17 protein-coding genes are annotated in these 18,412 nt (G+C 42.0%); 5 read left to right on the top strand and 12 right to left on the bottom strand.

Going from position 1 to position 18,412, the window contains the following annotated elements; translation table 11 throughout:
- Positions 1–3: 3 nt before the first annotated feature.
- Positions 4–1,812, top strand: coding sequence for an excinuclease ABC subunit UvrC (gene uvrC, locus BMW98_RS04240; protein ID WP_090257186.1), 1,809 nt, complete (start codon positions 4–6; stop codon positions 1,810–1,812).
- Positions 1,813–1,846: 34 nt separating this feature from the next.
- Here the strand turns inward: uvrC and BMW98_RS04235 are convergent, their stop codons facing one another.
- The 8 genes from BMW98_RS04235 to BMW98_RS04195 form a co-directional block, all read right to left on the bottom strand.
- A complete protein-coding gene (locus tag BMW98_RS04235) occupies positions 1,847–2,911 on the bottom strand; it encodes a hypothetical protein (protein ID WP_090257185.1) in 1,065 nt (354 codons plus the stop codon).
- Between the two features lie 6 nt (positions 2,912–2,917).
- Positions 2,918–4,729 carry a type IX secretion system motor protein PorM/GldM gene (gene porM, locus BMW98_RS04230; RefSeq protein WP_090257183.1) on the bottom strand — a complete coding sequence of 604 codons (1,812 nt, stop codon included), beginning with the start codon at positions 4,727–4,729 and terminating at the stop codon, positions 2,918–2,920.
- 10 nt (positions 4,730–4,739) lie between these two features.
- On the bottom strand, positions 4,740–5,558 hold the full coding sequence (gene porL / locus BMW98_RS04225; RefSeq protein ID WP_090257182.1) for a type IX secretion system motor protein PorL/GldL: 819 nt from the start codon (positions 5,556–5,558) through the stop codon (positions 4,740–4,742).
- A gap of 43 nt (positions 5,559–5,601) precedes the next feature.
- Positions 5,602–6,888, bottom strand: a complete 1,287-nt coding sequence (locus tag BMW98_RS04220) for an SUMF1/EgtB/PvdO family nonheme iron enzyme (protein ID WP_121505231.1) — start codon at positions 6,886–6,888, stop codon at positions 5,602–5,604.
- Positions 6,889–7,038: 150 nt separating this feature from the next.
- Entirely contained in the window at positions 7,039–8,007 is a 969-nt protein-coding gene (locus BMW98_RS04210) for a PorP/SprF family type IX secretion system membrane protein (protein WP_090257178.1), read from the bottom strand.
- A gap of 92 nt (positions 8,008–8,099) precedes the next feature.
- Positions 8,100–8,876 carry a uroporphyrinogen-III synthase gene (locus BMW98_RS04205; protein WP_090257176.1) on the bottom strand — a complete coding sequence of 259 codons (777 nt, stop codon included), beginning with the start codon at positions 8,874–8,876 and terminating at the stop codon, positions 8,100–8,102.
- A 31-nt stretch (positions 8,877–8,907) separates the two neighbouring features.
- The gene (locus tag BMW98_RS04200; protein WP_090257173.1) at positions 8,908–9,597 is read right to left on the bottom strand and encodes a DUF4271 domain-containing protein; all 690 of its coding nucleotides are present in this window, start codon (positions 9,595–9,597) and stop codon (positions 8,908–8,910) included.
- 2 nt (positions 9,598–9,599) lie between these two features.
- Positions 9,600–11,348, bottom strand: coding sequence for a BamA/TamA family outer membrane protein (locus BMW98_RS04195; RefSeq protein ID WP_090257172.1), 1,749 nt, complete (start codon positions 11,346–11,348; stop codon positions 9,600–9,602).
- Between the two features lie 35 nt (positions 11,349–11,383).
- Here BMW98_RS04195 and hemW point away from each other — a divergent pair, with 35 nt between their 5' ends.
- Positions 11,384–12,523, top strand: a complete 1,140-nt coding sequence (gene hemW / locus BMW98_RS04190) for a radical SAM family heme chaperone HemW (protein WP_090257171.1) — start codon at positions 11,384–11,386, stop codon at positions 12,521–12,523.
- On the opposite strand, the gene BMW98_RS04185 is transcribed toward hemW, so the two are convergent.
- Entirely contained in the window at positions 12,524–13,303 is a 780-nt protein-coding gene (locus BMW98_RS04185) for a hypothetical protein (RefSeq protein ID WP_090257169.1), read from the bottom strand.
- Between the two features lie 114 nt (positions 13,304–13,417).
- On the opposite strand from BMW98_RS04185, the gene BMW98_RS04180 reads away from it, so the two are divergent.
- Positions 13,418–13,732: a DciA family protein gene (locus BMW98_RS04180; RefSeq protein ID WP_090257167.1), complete on the top strand. Its 315-nt coding sequence runs from the start codon at positions 13,418–13,420 to the stop codon at positions 13,730–13,732.
- Between the two features lie 61 nt (positions 13,733–13,793).
- On the opposite strand, the gene BMW98_RS04175 is transcribed toward BMW98_RS04180, so the two are convergent.
- Positions 13,794–14,363, bottom strand: a complete 570-nt coding sequence (locus BMW98_RS04175) for a DUF4287 domain-containing protein (RefSeq protein WP_090257165.1) — start codon at positions 14,361–14,363, stop codon at positions 13,794–13,796.
- A gap of 86 nt (positions 14,364–14,449) precedes the next feature.
- On the opposite strand from BMW98_RS04175, the gene BMW98_RS04170 reads away from it, so the two are divergent.
- On the top strand, positions 14,450–15,547 hold the full coding sequence (locus BMW98_RS04170; protein ID WP_090257163.1) for a DegT/DnrJ/EryC1/StrS family aminotransferase: 1,098 nt from the start codon (positions 14,450–14,452) through the stop codon (positions 15,545–15,547).
- Between the two features lie 36 nt (positions 15,548–15,583).
- Here the strand turns inward: BMW98_RS04170 and BMW98_RS04165 are convergent, their stop codons facing one another.
- Positions 15,584–16,495 carry an ROK family protein gene (locus tag BMW98_RS04165; protein ID WP_090257162.1) on the bottom strand — a complete coding sequence of 304 codons (912 nt, stop codon included), beginning with the start codon at positions 16,493–16,495 and terminating at the stop codon, positions 15,584–15,586.
- 92 nt (positions 16,496–16,587) lie between these two features.
- On the opposite strand from BMW98_RS04165, the gene BMW98_RS04160 reads away from it, so the two are divergent.
- Positions 16,588–17,742: a DUF4221 family protein gene (locus BMW98_RS04160; RefSeq protein WP_090257161.1), complete on the top strand. Its 1,155-nt coding sequence runs from the start codon at positions 16,588–16,590 to the stop codon at positions 17,740–17,742.
- On the opposite strand, the gene BMW98_RS04155 is transcribed toward BMW98_RS04160, so the two are convergent.
- A complete protein-coding gene (locus BMW98_RS04155) occupies positions 17,739–18,407 on the bottom strand; it encodes an SGNH/GDSL hydrolase family protein (RefSeq protein ID WP_090257160.1) in 669 nt (222 codons plus the stop codon). The genes BMW98_RS04160 and BMW98_RS04155 overlap by 4 nt on opposite strands.
- Positions 18,408–18,412: the final 5 nt, after the last annotated feature.

Below are 18,412 nucleotides of genomic sequence, written 5' to 3'. Positions count from 1 at the left end.
CCTATGGAGGCGGCCAGATTTAGTACGAAGGAGATAAGCAAACTACCCGATCAGCCGGGTGTTTACAGGTATTTCAATGCAGACGATGTGTTGATATACGTGGGCAAGGCTAAATCGCTGAAGAAACGTGTATCCAGTTATTTCAATAAGCTTTCGGGCAATAGCCGCAAAACACGCAGGCTGGTTTCCGAAATAAAAGCCATTGAGGTTACGCTGGTAAACTCTGAGTTCGATGCGCTGCTTTTAGAAAATAACCTGATCAAGCAGAATCAGCCCAAGTACAATATTCTGCTAAAAGATGATAAAACCTTTCCCTATATATGTGTGTCGAACGAACGATTTCCACGCATATATAGCACGCGAAAGCTCATTCCATCATTAGGCACATACTTTGGCCCTTTTGCCAATGTAAAGGCCATGAACAATGTTTTACGGCTTATAAACTCCCTATTCACGCTACGTACTTGCCGCTACGATCTTTCCGAAGACAATATTCAAAAAGAGAAATACAAGGTTTGCCTAGAATACCATATTGGCAACTGCAAAGGTCCTTGCGAAGCACTACAAACCGAGGCCGATTATTTAAAGGATGTTGATCAGGCTGTTCATATTCTAAAGGGAAACCTGAGCCTGCCAAAGTCATTTTTTAAAGAAGCCATGCAAGAAGCTGCCGCCAATTTAGAGTTTGAACAAGCACAAAAATTTAAAGACAAGCTGGAGCTAGTTGACAAGTTCCAGTCTAAGTCGATTGTAGTAAGCCCTAAGCTGGCAGATATTGATGTCTTCTCTATTATTTCCGATGAAAAATTCGCGTTTGTAAATTACCTGCGCATTAAAAACGGAACCATTAACTTGAGCATCACGCATGAAGTTAAAAAGAAGCTAAACGAAGCCGATGAGGACGTACTGAGCTTGGTAATGGTTCAAATGCGCGATAAGTATCAAAGTGAGGCCAGAGAAGTACTTACGAATGTTGCATTAGATATTCCTGCAGATAATTTTAAAGTATCCGTTCCTCAAATCGGGGATAAAAAGAAACTCATTCAGCTTTCGTTAAAAAACTCGCTCTTCGCCAAAAAAGAGAAGTACGAATCACTGGAAAATGTAAAAGACAAAGGCAACCGCGTACTCAAACAACTACAGGCCGATTTACAACTAAAGGAGCTGCCAACGCATATCGAGTGTTTTGATAACTCAAATATTCAAGGTACTAACCCGGTAGCTTCCATGGTGTGTTTCAAAATGGGGCGACCATCCAAGAAAGACTACCGACATTTTAAAATCAAAACGGTTGTTGGCCCTGATGACTTCGGCTCCATGACGGAAGTGGTTGGCAGGCGATATAAGCGCATGGTAGAAGAAAAACAGCCACTCCCAAAGCTAATCGTAATCGATGGTGGTAAAGGCCAATTAAACGCTGCCTGCGATGCGCTCAAAGCCTTAGATCTATACGGGGTAATCCCAATCATAGGCATTGCGAAAAGATTGGAAGAATTGTATTTCCCAGAAGACTCCTTCCCCCTACATATCGACAAAAAGTCTGAATCTTTACGACTTATTCAACAACTACGGGATGAGGCACACAGGTTTGCCATTACCTTCCATAGAGACCTGAGGAGTAAGAATAGCTTCAATTTTGAATTAGAAAATGTAAAGGGTGTTGGCCGTGTAACGGTTGACCAGCTGCTCAAGCACTTCCGTACCATGAGTAAAATTGAAGCTGCCACTGAAGATCAAATAGCAGCAATTGTAGGTGCCTCACGCGCCAGACTAATCAAGACTTACTTTCAACAAAAAAAGGAAGCCAATTGACTTCCTTTCTTCATTATTATCTTCAAGCTTATTGCTAGTATTCCCAAAGGTTGTGAATACGCTCAAGCAATTGCATTCTGATTTTTTCTGAGTATTCCAATGAGCTATAGTTTCTGTTCTCATCTTTAGCCAAAGTAGTTACAACATTTTCGTTGTCTACATTCTGTACAGACACCACATAGCTATTAAACAAACGCTTGTCTATGGCATCACTAAAGCTGATTTCTTTACTGCCCGGGTTACCTGGATTGTACCAATAAGCCCTCTTCTTTTTGGTTGTGTTGTACACATAGTCAACATAGCGCTTAACGTCTGCATACTTAACACGGAAAAGGTTTTTGATAATACCTGGGTTTGGGCTACCAGCTGGCGCCACAGGCCCTACTACAATAAGCGAAACAACATCCCACATTGGTACTGAATGATTCTTATCGAAGATCAAGTCTTCTTCAAAAATGATTTCAGTGATCTCTGTATTTTTATCAAAGTTGTTGGTTACAGCGCGCTCTGCCTGCAATTGCCTTCTTGCCTCTTCCTGACGTTTAAGGTCAGTGTCAAGGTTAGCATATTGAGGATCAATTCTCAACTCATCAGCTCTCGATTGAACTTCTGCATCGGTAATGGCCGATTTGTTTTGTGTATAGTCTTCAGTAACAATACTAAACTGTTGCTCAGTCAATACAGAGTCTTCAGCAGTATATGTACTTGGATCATACGTATCGATACTTAAAACCTCGGCAGTATATGGTTTAATTGAAGGGATGTCAGTATCACCTTTGTAATACTCTTCAATTCCTTCAAAAATCAACTGTGCCAACTTTGAGTCTTTAGAGTTAAAACTCCTATTGATCTTCTCATTGAAGTTCATTCGGCTCCAAAGACGAACTTTGAACATAACATCGGCTTCGCGAATTGGTCGCACTGAAGCCGTGTCATTTTGTTTTCCATAAGAGTCAAGGTTAGCCAGCTTAGTTTTCTTATCACTCTTGCGCGCTTGCTCAAGAATATCAAGAAAATCATCAGCTCCTCCTTCTTGTGCCGACACGTTCAGTGCAAGCACCATCATCATACAACTTAAAAGCCAACCTAACTTTTTCATAGTTTCTTATTTCAAAGTGATTGTTGCATTATCAAATACAGGGGTAGCAATTCGCTCGTTTTTGAAATTGATACGTACTACCTCTTCTACTTTTACAATTACCTGAACACCCGGACGCAAAATGCTTCTGTGTTGGTTCATATCAATTGATCCTTGTGGCGAACTAATTCTAATCGTTCTAGCCACTTGGTTACCCGAAACGATCAATATCTCACCTTTAGAAACAAGGAACGATGCATCTTCTGGGAAAGCAGCTCTCCACTCACTATCAACGGAGAACGACAAGGTCAAATTGTTCAAAGTACCTGAGAATCCTTCTTCTGGGGCATACGCCTGACCGTTAGGAAGTACACTCATTTTTGGTGTTGGAGCAGAACGTACAGGGAAGGTCTTTTTACCAATGTAAAGACCAGAGCTGTATACATCTAGTTCCACTTCGTTACCTTTTGGAGCAATCACGATGTTTCCTTTATCAGCACCTTTTTCGAATGAACCAGCGCTTAACCTGAACTCAGGATTATAAGCAGGACCCAAACTAGGTACGTTAATCGTTACATCATTTGCACAGTCTCTGTAAAGTACTTGAACGGCATTTGATTCTACCTCGATTACCGGACGCGCCACATTGTATTCGTGACGAGTAGTTCGTGTAATCTTAGATCCAGTACCATCATCAGCAGTGATTTCCACTTCAAACGACTTTGTTGCCAAATCATTGGCATCGTACTCACCTGCCGCTGCAGAAGTCTTGAATTTGATAACACCTCTACCATTAACAACATCTACTTTTTCACCATTCAACTTTACTTCTGGCTCCAAAGAAGAGTTACCCAAAGTAAGGAATGCTTGTGCTTCAAAGTCCAAACCGGCTGTTACCGTATTTGATGATGAAAGAATAGTAGCTTGTGCGTAATCAATACCTCTGAAGGCACCATCCAAGTAATCCTCTTCCTTAATATCTGCACTAGCCAAACCAGATGACGCATTGCCAGGGTTTGATGTGCTAGGAGAAGTAGAAGGTGTGCTTGAAGGTGTTTCAGTAGGAGTGCTTGGGTTACTGCTAGGTGCAGCCGCCTCAAGTCCTCCCAAATCTGGAACATCAGATGGGCTAGCAGAAACACCTGTTCCTACCATACCTCTCAATTTGTTCAATACTTCAGATTCTTTACTGTACAATTGGTTCTTATAGAACGTTAATTGCGCCAATACTGAAGCCAACGGTGCTTTGTAGAAGTTAAAGTGAGCATAGTCCTTTTTCTTCTCCTCTTGGTTGTTCGCATAGAAAGGAATGTCGTTGGCATCCTTTGCTAAAGACTCACTCCAAGAAGCATTCATTGGTTCTGCACCAAGAATTTCAAGTACTCTATTGATTTGTCCTGCGTACGCATCGAGTTCTTCTTTAAGTTTCTCAGCATTCTTTTGTTCTACTAAGAAAAGAGAAGGCTCTTCATACTTTTTAAGCGTAGATCTCTGGTAAACTTTTGCGGTATCACCACCCGAAGAGATTTTACCTACTTCGTACTTGAAGTTATCAAGTGTAGCAACAATTCCGTTAGTATATTTTCTAATGTTCTCAGCTGCCTTAGCCACTGCCTGGTCTCCTTCTTTGTTACCTTGGTTGGCAACATCAGACTGGATAGATGTTAAAACATCAGCATTATAGCCATAAAAAGCCTCATTAGATTCTTTCAGTCCATTCTCGATCAATACGAACTTCTCCAATACAGAATCCTTGATCTGTAGTGCAAGAAGGGCAGTCAGTACCAAGTACATCATGCCAATCATCTTCTGTCTAGGGGTTTCCTTTCCTCCTGCCATGATCGATTAATTACTGGTTATTCACTTGCTTCATAGCGCCAAGCATTGCACCATAAACTCCGTTCAATGCACCAACATTGGCGTTAAGTTTAGTAAGCTGTGCTTGGAATTTCTCCATTTCTTTAGAGCTCTTAGTTGCTCCTTCAATGGCAGACTCCATGTTTTTCATGTAAGCCTCAAAGTATTTTTTCACAGAATCAGTATCAGCAAATTCAGACTTATACATTGCTGTCATTGCTTTAAGACCTTCTGTAGCTTGGTTCAACTGACCCAAGTACTGCTCAGATGCAGTTTTTAGTTGCGTTTGGTTTGTAGAAGAACCTTTAACTGATGTTGCTACCTCAGCAAAAGCAGCTGCTGCAGCACCAGAAGACTGATCGATTTTGGCCAAAGAACCTGCAGCACTTTTAGCACTCTTAGCGTACTCGTTAGTAGCTACAGTAGCGTTTGTCATGTCTGCCATTTCTTTAGCGTTAGCTGCCAAAGTACCGAAACCGGCTTTTAGCTGCTGAAGGTCTTCTTTCTTAAGAGCACCTTCCTGAAGTAACTTCTTGAAAGAAACATCATCATCGCTGCTTGCTTTACCATTCGGCTTAGCGCTCCCTTCATAAAGTAACTTGGTGTAATCTGTAGCTTTTGGTTCAAAAGCACTGAATGCAAAGATCAAAGCTTCCACGCCCAAACCAATAATAAGCATAGTAGTTGCACCAGCCCAGCCGTTAAGCTTAAACATAGCTCCTACAATTACTACAGCCGCTCCGAGACCGTAGATTTTTGGCATTATATCGCCATAGAATTTCGAAGTAAATGAATTGTTACTGTCAGCCATTTTTTTTGTACGTAAGGTTGAAGATCAAATTTTGGTGTTTAGGTTATTTTCCAAGATAATCCATCGCACATCTAAAACCGATTGATGCAGATGCGACATCTCTGTATTCAAAAGTTCTTGTACCAGTTTGAATGTAATATGATACATCGTTCCAAGCACCGCCACGAACTACCTTCTTTTTAAGGTGCGGGCTATATCTGTCGTTCGGGTTGTTTTCCGGATCGTAAAGGAATACCGGGTTCAAATCCCAAACTAATGGGTTATATACAGGTGAGAAATCATCTTGACACCACTCTGCTACGTTACCAGCCATGTTATACAATCCGAATGGATTTGGCAAAAAGGCATTCACTGGAGCAGTGTAAGGATAACCGTCATCTGCATAAGCACCTCTACCTGGTTTAAAGTTGGCCAAGAAACAGCCATCTTTATTTCTGGTGTAAGGGCCACCCCAAGGGTATTTTACAATTTCTTTACCACCTCTGGCAGCATATTCCCATTCCGCCTCAGTTGGTAATCTAAATCTTGGGTACCTGGTTTCAATCTTAGCTTCGGTAGCAAAAGGGTCTACATCTTGTGCCCCTGCACCCGCATTACCTACTGGCGCATTGCCAACAGGGCCGGCAGGACCAGCCGGAGCTGCAGCATCATTGCCGCCTCCTCCACCGAAGAGTCCGCCAAACAAACCACCACCTGATAGTTGAGACAATTGGTATTCATTTTCATTCAACCAATAAGTTCTCCACAAAGTAAAATAATCTGCTGCCTCCCATGTAATACCCACAACAGGGTAATTATCGAACGCAGAGTGGTCAAAGTAATATTGTTGCATTCTGTCACCATAGTGATATGCAAACTCTTCCTTCCAAACATCTGGATTAGGAATAAGCAATGGAAGCTCTTCTCTAAGCGCCTGCTTTACCTGAGGTGAAAGCGTAGCATAGTTAGCTCCAATATTATCTACATCACGTGGTTGAGTAGAGATCATTTTGCTGACCTCGTATAAGAATTGTCGGTATTCGTTGTTGGTAATTTCTTCAGCATCCATGAAGAATGAACTCACTGTAACCTGGCGGTTATAGTTTATCTGAGACGCGGCCACGTCTTCATCGGCTTGCCCCATATAGAAGGTACTTCCGGGTATCTCAACCATCCCATAGGGAAGTTCTTGATACCACCCCTCACGGTCTAGCACACCCATTAGCTGTCCCTCATTATACTTACCCTGATCTTTTCCTCCGCTGCCGCCAAGAAATCCTTGGAACATGCTACACCCTTGTGTTAAGAACAGTGAGGTTACAATCGTCAGACCCAGTACTGTCTTCCTCATTGTTTTTGTTTTAGTAGTTTATTTTGCTTTTCGCGCTGGCATTCTTGCCTTAGCAATAAATAAAGCGCGAAAAATAATATTTTATTTTTCAGTTTTCAATCTGCCGTTCCAATTTTCTATAAATCTTAACGTACAGAAAACTTTTGTTTCTTAGTAACGGTATCGTGGGGTTCTTATGATATTCTTTCCAAATTTTCTTCCCCCATTTTTTGATTTGAAGGTATAAATCAGCATCACCTCTTGCGAAGTAGGCTGTTTTGCCGATCTATCATTCACCACAAAATCAAACGCATAACCAAACGAAAGAGAACGATCTTGCAACAAACTGTAGCCAATTAAAGCCGATGCCGACTCTGACTGCCTGTAGGCAAGTCCTGCCCAAAGCCTGTCGTTGTACCTTCCCATAACTGTAAAGTCCCAGCTAAATACATCTAGGCCTACGTTCTTTACCAATAGGGTTGGAGTAATCGTAATCTCAGAGGTTAGCGCGTAATCGTAACCCGCTGTTAAATAGTAGTGTCGAGTTAATTGATTGGAAATTTGATCCTGTCCGAAGTCAAATTCAGGTTGAATTAAGTGATTTGCGCTGAAACCACCAAAAAAATTTCCCTTCCGATAAAGAAGTCCAAAACCCAAATCTGGCCTCATTTGCGATTCTTTGCCGGTCAGCCCTACTAAATTGTCATTCGGATCGACTACAACGAGTTCATCAAAATTTAAAGAACTTGAAAAAAATCCGGCCTTAAGTCCTAAGGTAATTGAAGAGTTACTTCCGAGGTCTAAAATGTACGAACCCGATAGCTGAACTTCTAAGTTATTGGAAGGCCCGAGATTATCGTTTACAACGTATGCACCAAAGCCTCCATTCCACAAATTGGAAAACCCACTATAGCTAATGTATTGGGTTGATGGTGCCCCACCAGTGTTGGTTGTTCCATCGTAACCAAACCATTGGGAACGGTGAATGGCCGTTAAAGAATTAGCATTGGACAAACCCGCAAAAGCAGGATTGTAGTACAACTGGTTGAACATATAATGCGTGAACTGCGCATCTTGCTGACCAAAGAGTGGAAGTCCGAAAAGAGAAAGGACTAAACAAATAACAGGGACTCTTGTCATATTCTGGTAACGCCTAATTTAAGTCATTTATTCAAACGACTCGATATATATTACAAGAAAACTAACAAGAGCCCCTACTGGTTGCGTACAACCTATAAATTATTCGCCTTTTTTATGTAAAGCTCTAAGGCGCCCGTCATAGACGGTGCGTTAGGCATAGGCGCTTCAATGTCTACAATAAGGTCGGCTTCTTTAGCTGCCTTTGAAGTAGTAGGACCAAATACTGCAATTCGCGTGTTGTTTTGCTTAAACTCCGGAAAGTTTACAAACAACGAGTTAATTCCGCTTGGGCTATAAAAAGCTACAATGTCATAAGTAACATCGTCCAAATCGGAAAGGTCGCTGGCCACAGTTTCGTAAATAATGGCTTCTGAATAATCATAGCCATTGTCGCCCAAAAACTTAGGAATATCGTCTTTTCGAATGTTCGAGCATGGGAACAAGTACTTCTCATTCTTATGCTTTTTCAATATTTCGATAAGTTCTTGTGCTGTGCGAGAACCAGTAAAGATCTTGCGCTTTCTTACCACAATGTATTTTTGCAAGTAGTATGCTGTTTGCTCCGAAATACAGAAGTATTTCATATCTGCCGGAACTTCAATTTTCAAATCTTTGCAGATTTGGAAAAAGTGATCCACTGCATTTCTACTTGTAAAGATTACCGCTGTGTGCTTAAGAATGTCAATCTTTTGCTTTCTGAACTCTTTAGCCGGAATTGGGTCGACCTGAATAAAAGGTCTAAAGTCGATTTTTATTCCGTACTTTTTAGCTAGTGTGTAATAAGGTGACTTTGGGTCAGATGGTTTCGGCTGCGAAACGAGTATACTCTTAACCTCTCTCAGCCTGTCTTCCTGAGTGCTGTTCGACATAAAATTTTCCCTGCTTTTATACTCGATTAAGCTATTTCAATAGTATTCCTATAGTAATAGCTAATGGAATCAATTCTGTGCTGCAAAGGTAAGAAAATATAAACAACATGCTAAAGCCCCCCGCAGCATATAATTTTATGTATAAGTTAATTAGCCGATAAAAACCAAAGGCACACAGAATAAGCGCCAACACATATAGTAAGCTTTCGGCAAAATAAAATTGAGAATATAAGGAGACAGATACCGCTACGGCAAACAATAAATAAAAGTATTGGCTCATTGATTGGTACTCGTGATAGTGCCTACTTACAAATGCCGGAAAATCGAATAACCAGCCAAAAAGCCATATAAACACAAACTTGAGTATAAATAGCAGACTAAAAACAAGTATGCCCGCCAGCCACCAAAGCATCATGGTTCCCCAAGTTTGAGGCAAGGTTGTGGTATCCACACCTAAAAACTGCCCATAACCGTTTAGTAAAACCAAAGTTAAGAAGGACAGTGTACCTGCTAACAAAAAGGTAAACACCACGTTTTCGGTACTCAGCAATTTTATGCCCGAGGTAAACTCGTCTTTTTGCCTTAATGAGAAAAAATCGGCAGCGCTGTATACACCATAGAACATTTTAGGAAAGAGCATGCGCACTGCAGCGTAACACATAAACAATGTTACCGAAACAATTATAAGCGCGCTTCTTACTGAAAGTCCTGTAATTTCCATTTTTAAAACCTGGTGGTGTAACCAAAGTGAATTTTCGATTGGTTAAAATCAAAAGAGCCTACCGAGTCGGACGAGCCGAGTGCATACACAAAGTTGAACAAGCCACGCGAAGTCGCCAATGTAAACCCTGCGCCTATGCCTAAAAAGGCATCTCGCCCCGAACCTTCCGCAAAACCTTTTAATGTACCAAAGTCGGCAAATGTCGAAAGATAAGAATCCTGTTCAAAGAATATTCTGTTTTCTACCGTGGCCTGGACGTATTTGGTGGCAAAAAAGTAGTTCTCATTAAAACCGCGAATACTCTTAAGCCCCCCCAAGCGGTAGGCATCGTTTTTAAACAGGTTTTCACTCTCCATAAAGCCGCCCGTAAGTGCTGTGTAAACCGCCCAATTTTGCTTAATTCTTAAGAACTGATCGAACTTAAAATCTATTTGGTATTGAATAGTATTCAGGTCAATATCTTCGTACAACTCGGCCGGAATATTGGTGTTTTGCCTTATCCGCTTGTTACCCGCTGCAGCACTTATGCTTAGGGCATTGCCACTGCGCGGCAGCACTGGGTCATCCAAATTTTCAAAATTGAAATTTAGCCCATACATGGTTAGCCTAAAATCAATGATATCGGGCAGGGCTGTTGCTTCCTTATATTGTTCGGTGGAAAGTAAGTCAGTACCAATAAAGCTGGTAAAGGCGCCAAGCTTCTTGTTTGCGCCTAGGTTAATGTACAAATCGGTACGCAAATCCCTTTTCGTAAAGGAGGTGTCTTGCTTTAAAAAGTTAAAATCTCCCGCAAAAGAAAGCTGACTACGCAGCAAGTTGGGGTGTTCGTACTGCAAACCGAGTGTTTGCGTTTCTTCGCTCACCCTACGCCAATGCACGCCTATATGTTTACCCGAACCAAACGGGTTGAACAGGTCCATATCGAATTGACCAGTAACGAGCAGCCCGCTCTCTCGGCTCGATTGTGGCAAAAAGCCGATAATACCATCAATGGTATTGATTGGCCGCTTTTCGAACTGAAGCTTTATGCTGGCCTCTTCATTCTGAAAAGTGACCATTGGCGCTTCTGCCAGTCTTAAATATGGTAAGCTTTGTATCCTTCGAACCATATCATCTAAGCGGCTTTCGTCATAGGCATCGCCCAGTGCTATTCCCAAATAAGCACCAATAAATTTCGATTTAACCACTGGCTCGCCCTGCACATGAACGCTATCGAAAGTTATGGCAGGTCCGGTATCTAAATTCATGGAAGCGCCAATGGCGTTGCCGGTAATTTCCAGCGAATCGTAGGTTACCGCAGCAAAGGGAAAACCATTGTTCTCCATATAAGAAAGTAGTCTGTTTTCTATTCGGGCAAGTTCTTGGTAATTGAATCTTCTGCCTTCAAAACCCTTTTTGCGATAAGTGATTTTTCGCAATAGGCTATTCTCAATATTGCCCGGCTTAAGGTAAAGCCACTCGAACCTTGGGCCAATGCTTAGATAAGAAATGTAGCTGTTTTGGTTACGATTTACACTATCTTCGGCAGCGAGTAAATAGCCATCGGCATGCAGCTGTTTTACCAATGCCTTTATTGTATTGGCAGCACCTATGGAATCCCTTGGCTTTTCGTTATACTTATATTTTTGGAGCAAATTTGCCTCCTTTGCGTTGGCTACTACCCGCAAATTGATGTTTTCTTGCGCATGCAAAGTGCCTGCACAAAAAATCAGTAAAAGTATCAGTTTGTAGTAGTGGGAACTTACGCTCACGTTGAAGCAATTTTCAGCATAAAACTAACGATTCTTTGGCCGGTTTATATATCCATATTCCATTCTGCAAAAAAGCTTGTCACTATTGCGACTTCCACTTTACCCAATCGGTAAAGCAAATGGACGATATGGTGAATGCCATTGACACCGAGCTAAAGATGCAAAACGAGTTTTTGGGTCACGACCCGGTAAGGACCATCTACTTTGGTGGCGGCACCCCCTCTTTGTTAGAAGACCACCACATGAAGCAGCTTATGCGCACTATTCGGTTTGAATACGACCTAAGCAGCAACCCCGAAATTACGCTTGAAGCCAACCCGGATGACCTAAGTAGAGAAAAATTAGACATGTTTTATGCCCATGGTGTGAATAGGCTTAGCATTGGCGTGCAAACCTTTAACAACGAACTGCTAACGTGGATGAACCGCCAGCACAATGCAGATGAGGCACTGAACTGCTTCTACCAAGCCAGGCAGGCGGGCTTCGAAAACATAAGCATGGATTTAATCTATGCCTTGCCAGCAGAAAACCATGACATTTGGTTGAAGGACTTGAAGCAAATGACCCAGCTGAGGCCAGAACATATTTCAGCATACTGCCTTACTATTGAACCCAGAACGGCTTTTGGCAACTGGCTAAACAAGGGAAAGATTTCTGACATTGACGAAGAACATGCTGCCAGTCAGTTTGAAATATTGACAGAAGTACTGAACAAGTACGGGTACGAGCAGTACGAGATTTCCAATTTTGCACAGCCTGGTTATGAGTCGCAGCATAACTCTGGTTATTGGAAAGACGAAAAGTATTTGGGCATTGGCCCTTCTGCACACTCATACAATGGCAAATTCCGTAAGGCCAACATTGCCAACAACGCCAAGTACATGAAGAGTATTCACGATGAACGAAAAATACTCTTTGATGTGATGACCCTTAGCCCCGAAGATCAGGTGAACGAATACATATTGACTTCGCTACGCACAAAATGGGGCTGCGATATGGATTTGCTTCAGTCGAAATACGGGGTAGATTTAAAGCAGGTTCACGGTTTTTACCTTGAAAAACTCGCCTATAAAGACCTGCTTTTTGAAGACGAAGGCTTTTTGATTCTTACCGATAAAGGGAAGCTGCTCGCTGATAAAATTGCGGCTGATTTATTTATTGATGCTGAGGATTAATTAGAGCGCTTGCTGAATTTTGCGAACCTCTTCATCAAACTCTTCAGTGGTATACTGAGGAAAGAATTCCAAGAAGACTTCTTTCACAAAGTCAATTTCAACATCGGCCTCCACGTACTTTCTAAGCAATAGCATATCGGCTTGTCGTGTCTTCTCAGTCCCGAGTTCTCGATTCACCATTATTAGTAATTCGGCCGATTCGCGGGCTACATCACGTAAGCTTCTTGTCCGGCTTTTGGCAGCTTCAATAAACTTGTAAAACGTAAACCGATTTTCGGCATTCATTGTGGTTCGTTCGGTTGAGTTTTTTGGCAACGAGGCAGGAATGAGTCGATAGTTTTCTCCAAAAGCAGTCATCTTTCGCTCGGCAAATTCAAGCTGCTTAATTCTGGCGTGCAGCTTAGACAGCTCATCGTAAATCTCAAAATTGATGACATCCGTACCTTCTTGATTCAAGGCATATTCTATAATTCGAATGTTATACTGAGGCTCGTAATAGCGCCAATTGTAGTAGTCACCCACTTCTTCAATCGCAAAAAGACTGTCCCATTCATCGGTTTTTTCTTTTTGAAAAACAGAGAACCTCGGAAAGCCCGTTCTAAACTCTTCGAGCTCTAGCTTTAAACTGGTAAGTACCTTGTCTTTTTCCTTTTGCAGCTTTTTGTTTTCGCCATATTGTTGAAAAAGAAAAGCCATGTAAACGCCTATAAAAACAATGAGTAGTTCCAGCGCCAACCACTTGGCTTTATCGCCTACTTTAAAGAGTTTTCTAATGAACATACCTTTTAACCTTATCACAATTTATTGATTATTAAGAAATATGTTCTTGGTTAAAAAGAAGGATTAAAACTTTCGCCTAATTATTCTCACCTTTGCTATCTACAACAAAAGAAATTGGCACAGAGAAAAACTCCATTTGGTAGAAAAAGCGAGCCCGAAACAATTGGCTCAGCAATTCAAGATTTTCTTAAAGCGTTTAAGATTGAAGACCGCTTTGCCGAAACCAATTTGGTCAATTCGTGGGAGCGTGTAATGGGCGCACCAATTGCCAAGCGAACCGAAAAAATCTACATCAGGGATAAAAAGCTCTTCGTTTACCTTACCTCTGCCCCGCTTCGCCACGAGCTGAACATGCAGCGCGACAAAATTCTGGTAATGCTTACCAAAGAATTTGGCCAGCCAATTGTAAATGAGGTGATTATTAAATGAGTTTGGGATAAATAAAGCTTCACAGTGCCGCTAGGTACTGTACAAAACTACCTTAACGGAACTAAGCATTTTCATCATACGCCCTTTGCAGCCAAGCCTGAATATCGCTCGATAAATCTGCCGTGCTGGTTACTTTAATTCTGTGTGTAACCATACTATTCCAACTACCGGCTGCCTCCACCGCACCTTCCGGTTCAATGCCCTTTAAATTCAAACCAATATCAACCCTGGTTTTGGTGCTTGGTTGCAACAGCGCGAATTGCTTTTTGGGTGTTCTTAGGCTTATGTAAGTTTTCTTATAAGCAAACTCTACTTCTCCTTTAATCGCTTCGAACATCGATTTTGCCTTGCCGAAAATCTCTGTCAACCCTTCCTTTCCTGCCAAAAGTGCTTCATCAGGATTATCAACTTTTGGTCCACCACCTAGTAGTTCTGGCTTAAGGTAAACCTGCGATACCAAGTTGGCATATCCATGCGTCATGCCATGGTCTTCCTTTAGCATTTTTACAATTTGCCCATGCTTTTCTAGCCCCGAAGCTTTGGCCACAGCTAACCATTCATCTAGTGGTTTGCCTGTTTTTTCAGGAAGGTTAGCAATCATAGTCTGCACCATTTCTTCTGGAGTCGCCATAGTTTTTGAGTTTTAGTGGATAGACAAAATAGCCAAAGCAAATTAATCTTGCTTGAAAGCATTGAAAAATCGGGTAACTTTCCACCATGCAAGTGCCCTTTGTTGATCTTTCGGCCATACACAAACCGCTGGAAAAGGCGTTGAAAGACCTATTCTCCACTGTTTTGGAAGAGTCTTACTTTGTACATGGCAAGCAGGTAAGCACATTTGAAAATGCATTTGCCAAAGCCCACCACATAACACACTGCCAAAGCACGGGCAACTGCACAGATGCCCTTTACATTGTACTAAAAGCCTTGGGTATTGGCCCCGGAGATGAAATACTGGTGCCGGCAATGACCTGGATAACGGATGCTGAAACCGTGAGCCTGCTTGGTGCGGAACCGATTTTTGTGGATGTAGATGAATTTGGGCTGTTGAATGCAAATTTGCTTGAGGAGAAAATCAGCCCTAAAACCAAGGCTATAATTCCCGTGCATCTTTATGGGCGCATGGCAAATATGGAAACGGTTATGCAAATCGCCCAAAGGCATGATCTGAAGGTAATAGAAGATTGTGCCCAGTCGGTTTTTGCATCGCACAACGGAAAACTGGCAGGCACTTTTGGCCATGCAGCCGTTTATAGTTTTTACCCCACAAAAAACTTAGGCGCCTTAGGCGATGCTGGAGCGATACTTACCAATGACAAAGTCCTTTTTGAAGCTTGTAGAAAACTGGCGAACCACGGTGCTTTAGATAAACATAACCACGAATTTCCGGGAACGAACAGCCGAATGGACACGCTTCAGGCTGCTGTACTTTTACTAAAGCTGCCTTATGTTCAGCAGTGGAATGAAGAGCGACTTGCGCTGGCCAAAAATTACGATAAAGCGTTTGCCAGCATAAAAGAAATCGGCATTCCAGAATGTACTGACGGACATGTTTTCCATGTGTATGCTATTCAAACCAAAAAGCGAAACGAACTGAAAAGCCACCTAAAGTCGAAAGGAGTTCAAACGCAAATTCATTATCCACAAGCTCTGCCATTTACTAAAGCGTATGCCTATCAAAACGCAACGCCAGCAGATTTCCCAAGGGCATACAAGTTGCAACAACAAGGGCTTTCGCTCCCGTTATTCCCCGGAATGACTCAAGAGCAGCAGGCGTATGTGATTGAGTGTGTGGAAGAGTTTTATAAGTGTTGAAGTATTCATTTCAGACCTCTCTAAAAACGCTCTATCCTACTCACATAAATATGCGGCACCAAATACTCCGGCACTATCGCCTAGTTTGGGTTTTACAATCTTGGTTTCTAGGCGTGGGTTAAAAATGTATTTGGTAGCTTCGGCCACGCCCCTATCGTACAGCTCGGGAATATTGCCAACCCCTCCACCTAGTACAATCACATCGGGGTCCAGTACATTGATGATGGTTGAGATAGCCAAACCAAAAAAGTGCACCAAACGATCAAGTGTTTTAACCGCGTTTTCGTCTGTTCCCGAACGGGCGTCAGGAATAATCTCTTTGAGCTTTTTTCTAGTACCTGTCAATTGTTCGTAGTAATCTTCCAGGCCAGTGCCCGAAATTATCTTTTCCGTACAACCAGACTTTCCGCAGTAGCATTTGCCTCCTGATTCATCCAGAAAGTTATGCCCCCATTCTCCGCCAATACCATGCTTTCCACCAATAATTTGGTTATTCACTACCACACCGCCACCACAGCCGGTCCCCATTATCACCCCGAAAACCACCTTGGCGTTGGGGTCAACCTCCGGTACAATTCCCATACGCGTTTCGGCCAAGGCAAAGCAATTGGCATCATTAGCCATTAATACAGGGATTCCCAAAAGTGTCTCTAGATCGGCCTTAAACGGCTTTTTGTTAATGGCCTGCGAATTACTGTTTTTCAGCAATCCTGTTGGCGGGTCTATGGTTCCGGGGGTGCCCATACCAATAATTTCTGGCTGCTCGCCAACTTCATCGGCCAACATATCAATTAAACGTTTTATGTTGTTCAGCACATGCTCATAGCCTTTGTCAGACTCGGTATCAATCCGTGTCCGAACCAGTGTTTTGGGATTATCGCGCGACTCCAGCACAATTCCTTCAATTTTAGTCCCCCCAAGATCTATTCCCCACAGTTTATTTGCCATAACAGTCAATTTTCACCCCTTAAAATAGGCTTTTCATCACAATGTTCTGTAAAGCTTTATTAATTTGGTTTCATTAGTAGAAAGAACTTTTCATGAAACACACACTAATTAATACAATGGCCATTTTGGCTATTGCCTGTCTTGTAAGCTGCAGCGAGAACCAAAACACCGAAACCACCACCAAAAGTTATAAAGCCGTAGTTGCGGATTCGGTAGTCTTTAATTATCTACCTGAGGTACAACTAAAAGATTATGATGAAGAAAGTGAACAACTACTTTTAAAAGACAGGAGCTCACAAAAAATAATCATCCTCAATAAATCGGGGCGAATTGAAGCGGAGTTTAACCCTTTTGTGGAAGGTCCAAACTATGTAGGTCCATGGGATTTTGGTTGGATATTCTTTGGGGAAGACAGCTTGATCTGTTATGGTCAAACCCATATATATTTGCTTACAAGAGAAGGTGAGATAATTAATAAGATGCCCTTTCCTGTAGAAATTGAGTCACAATGGCTGCTTGATTTCGACCCTAGAACTTTGTTCAATTATACTGATAAAGAAAAAGAGAAGTTTGTGGCAATGATTAGCGGACCACTAGGTCCTAAGCCAAGAACTCAAGCCTTTCAAGACTCTGTCAATATGGTTTATTCCATAGACCTAAATACTGGACAAGGCAATGCCATTATGCCGAAACTGCCCGAATCTACATACAGAAGCGCAGGTGAATACTTAGGCCGAGGCTGGCCTTATATGGTAAACTATTCTGGCAGTAAGTTCGCTCAAATGTACGAACTGGACCCCAGCGTTTACTTTTGGAATGCCGATAAAAATGAGCTAATCAACAGCATTAAAATCCCTGAAACATATTGGCCAGAGTATAAAGGAGTGGCATTTGAAGAAAAAGGGAAACCAGAAATACTGAGGCATAATGTCAATATATTTTCAGCCGGAAAATTCATTATAGTACAGAACCTTGGCAGAATTCCTGATGAACTCGACAAACAAATTAAACAACTCGATAATTGGCAAGAAAGTGAAGAATACAAATCTGCCATCAGAAAATATCTAAAGTCCGTCTATTTACTCTTTGATGAAAATCAATATTTAGGAGAACTCGATATAACTGAGATTACTCCTATAAGTTGGCTTAAGCTAGATACTAAGGAAGACTTCTTCTGGGTGCAACGCACGTATAACGATGAACGCGACTATCGCACATTCTTAAAAGTGAAGATTGTTGAAGACTAAAGCTTTTTAATTGTTGCCAAGGCCAAAGGCGCCATTACTTCGTAGCCAGCCTTGTTTGGGTGAACACCGTCATAGGTCAATTCATCTTTTAGGCCATCTCTATCGTCCACCATCGCGGAGAAGTAATCTAGGTAAACAAAGCCCTTCTTTTTGCAGTAGTCCTTTAGCATATTGTTGAGCTTTACAATTTTGGGTGCTGGGGTCAGGCCGGGCTTCCAAGGATAGTCGTAGGCTGGTAAAACAGATGAGATAACCACTTTAATGTTATTCTGATCGGCTAACTCTGCCATTGAAACAATGTAACCGAAGGTTTCTTCCAAGGTCATTGGCCCGGTGTTACCAGCAATATCGTTTGTGCCAGCCAAAATCACCACAGCCTTTGGTTTAAGGTCAATCACATCTGGCCTAAACCTTACCAACATTTGAGGTGTGGTTTGGCCACCAATTCCCCTGCCTACAAAGTTATTTTCATGAAAAAACTCTGGCATCATATCGTACCACCCTTGGGTAATGGAGTTACCCATAAACACAACCTTGTCTTTGGTTTTATTGTGCTTCATTAAAGAGTCGTTTGCCTCCCTATATCTATTTAAGTTTCCCCAGTCCTGAGCTTGTACTTGGGTGTACACAACCATAAGTACTAGTGCTAAAAGGAGTCTTTTCATTTGCT

Source organism: Roseivirga pacifica, assembly GCF_900111145.1.
Classification (GTDB): Bacteria; Bacteroidota; Bacteroidia; order Cytophagales; family Cyclobacteriaceae; genus Roseivirga; species Roseivirga pacifica.
The sequence above is the reverse complement of the archived record's forward strand: the minus strand, read 5'-3'. Positions and strand labels throughout refer to the sequence as shown.

Excerpts from the sequence above, each read along its gene's own strand:
- BMW98_RS04220 (WP_121505231.1), bottom strand. The coding sequence starts at position 6,888 with ATGAGGAAGACAGTACTGGGTCTGACGATTGTAACCTCACTGTTCTTA.
- porL (WP_090257182.1), bottom strand. The coding sequence starts at position 5,558 with ATGGCTGACAGTAACAATTCATTTACTTCGAAATTCTATGGCGATATA.
- BMW98_RS04205 (WP_090257176.1), bottom strand. The coding sequence starts at position 8,876 with ATGTCGAACAGCACTCAGGAAGACAGGCTGAGAGAGGTTAAGAGTATA.
- BMW98_RS04155 (WP_090257160.1), bottom strand. The coding sequence starts at position 18,407 with ATGAAAAGACTCCTTTTAGCACTAGTACTTATGGTTGTGTACACCCAA.
- uvrC (WP_090257186.1), top strand. The coding sequence starts at position 4 with ATGGAGGCGGCCAGATTTAGTACGAAGGAGATAAGCAAACTACCCGAT.
- porM (WP_090257183.1), bottom strand. The coding sequence starts at position 4,729 with ATGGCAGGAGGAAAGGAAACCCCTAGACAGAAGATGATTGGCATGATG.
- BMW98_RS04160 (WP_090257161.1), top strand. The coding sequence starts at position 16,588 with ATGAAACACACACTAATTAATACAATGGCCATTTTGGCTATTGCCTGT.
- BMW98_RS04185 (WP_090257169.1), bottom strand. The coding sequence starts at position 13,303 with ATGTTCATTAGAAAACTCTTTAAAGTAGGCGATAAAGCCAAGTGGTTG.
- BMW98_RS04235 (WP_090257185.1), bottom strand. The coding sequence starts at position 2,911 with ATGAAAAAGTTAGGTTGGCTTTTAAGTTGTATGATGATGGTGCTTGCA.
- BMW98_RS04175 (WP_090257165.1), bottom strand. The coding sequence starts at position 14,363 with ATGGCGACTCCAGAAGAAATGGTGCAGACTATGATTGCTAACCTTCCT.
- BMW98_RS04170 (WP_090257163.1), top strand. The coding sequence starts at position 14,450 with ATGCAAGTGCCCTTTGTTGATCTTTCGGCCATACACAAACCGCTGGAA.
- BMW98_RS04210 (WP_090257178.1), bottom strand. The coding sequence starts at position 8,007 with ATGACAAGAGTCCCTGTTATTTGTTTAGTCCTTTCTCTTTTCGGACTT.
- BMW98_RS04200 (WP_090257173.1), bottom strand. The coding sequence starts at position 9,597 with ATGGAAATTACAGGACTTTCAGTAAGAAGCGCGCTTATAATTGTTTCG.
- BMW98_RS04165 (WP_090257162.1), bottom strand. The coding sequence starts at position 16,495 with ATGGCAAATAAACTGTGGGGAATAGATCTTGGGGGGACTAAAATTGAA.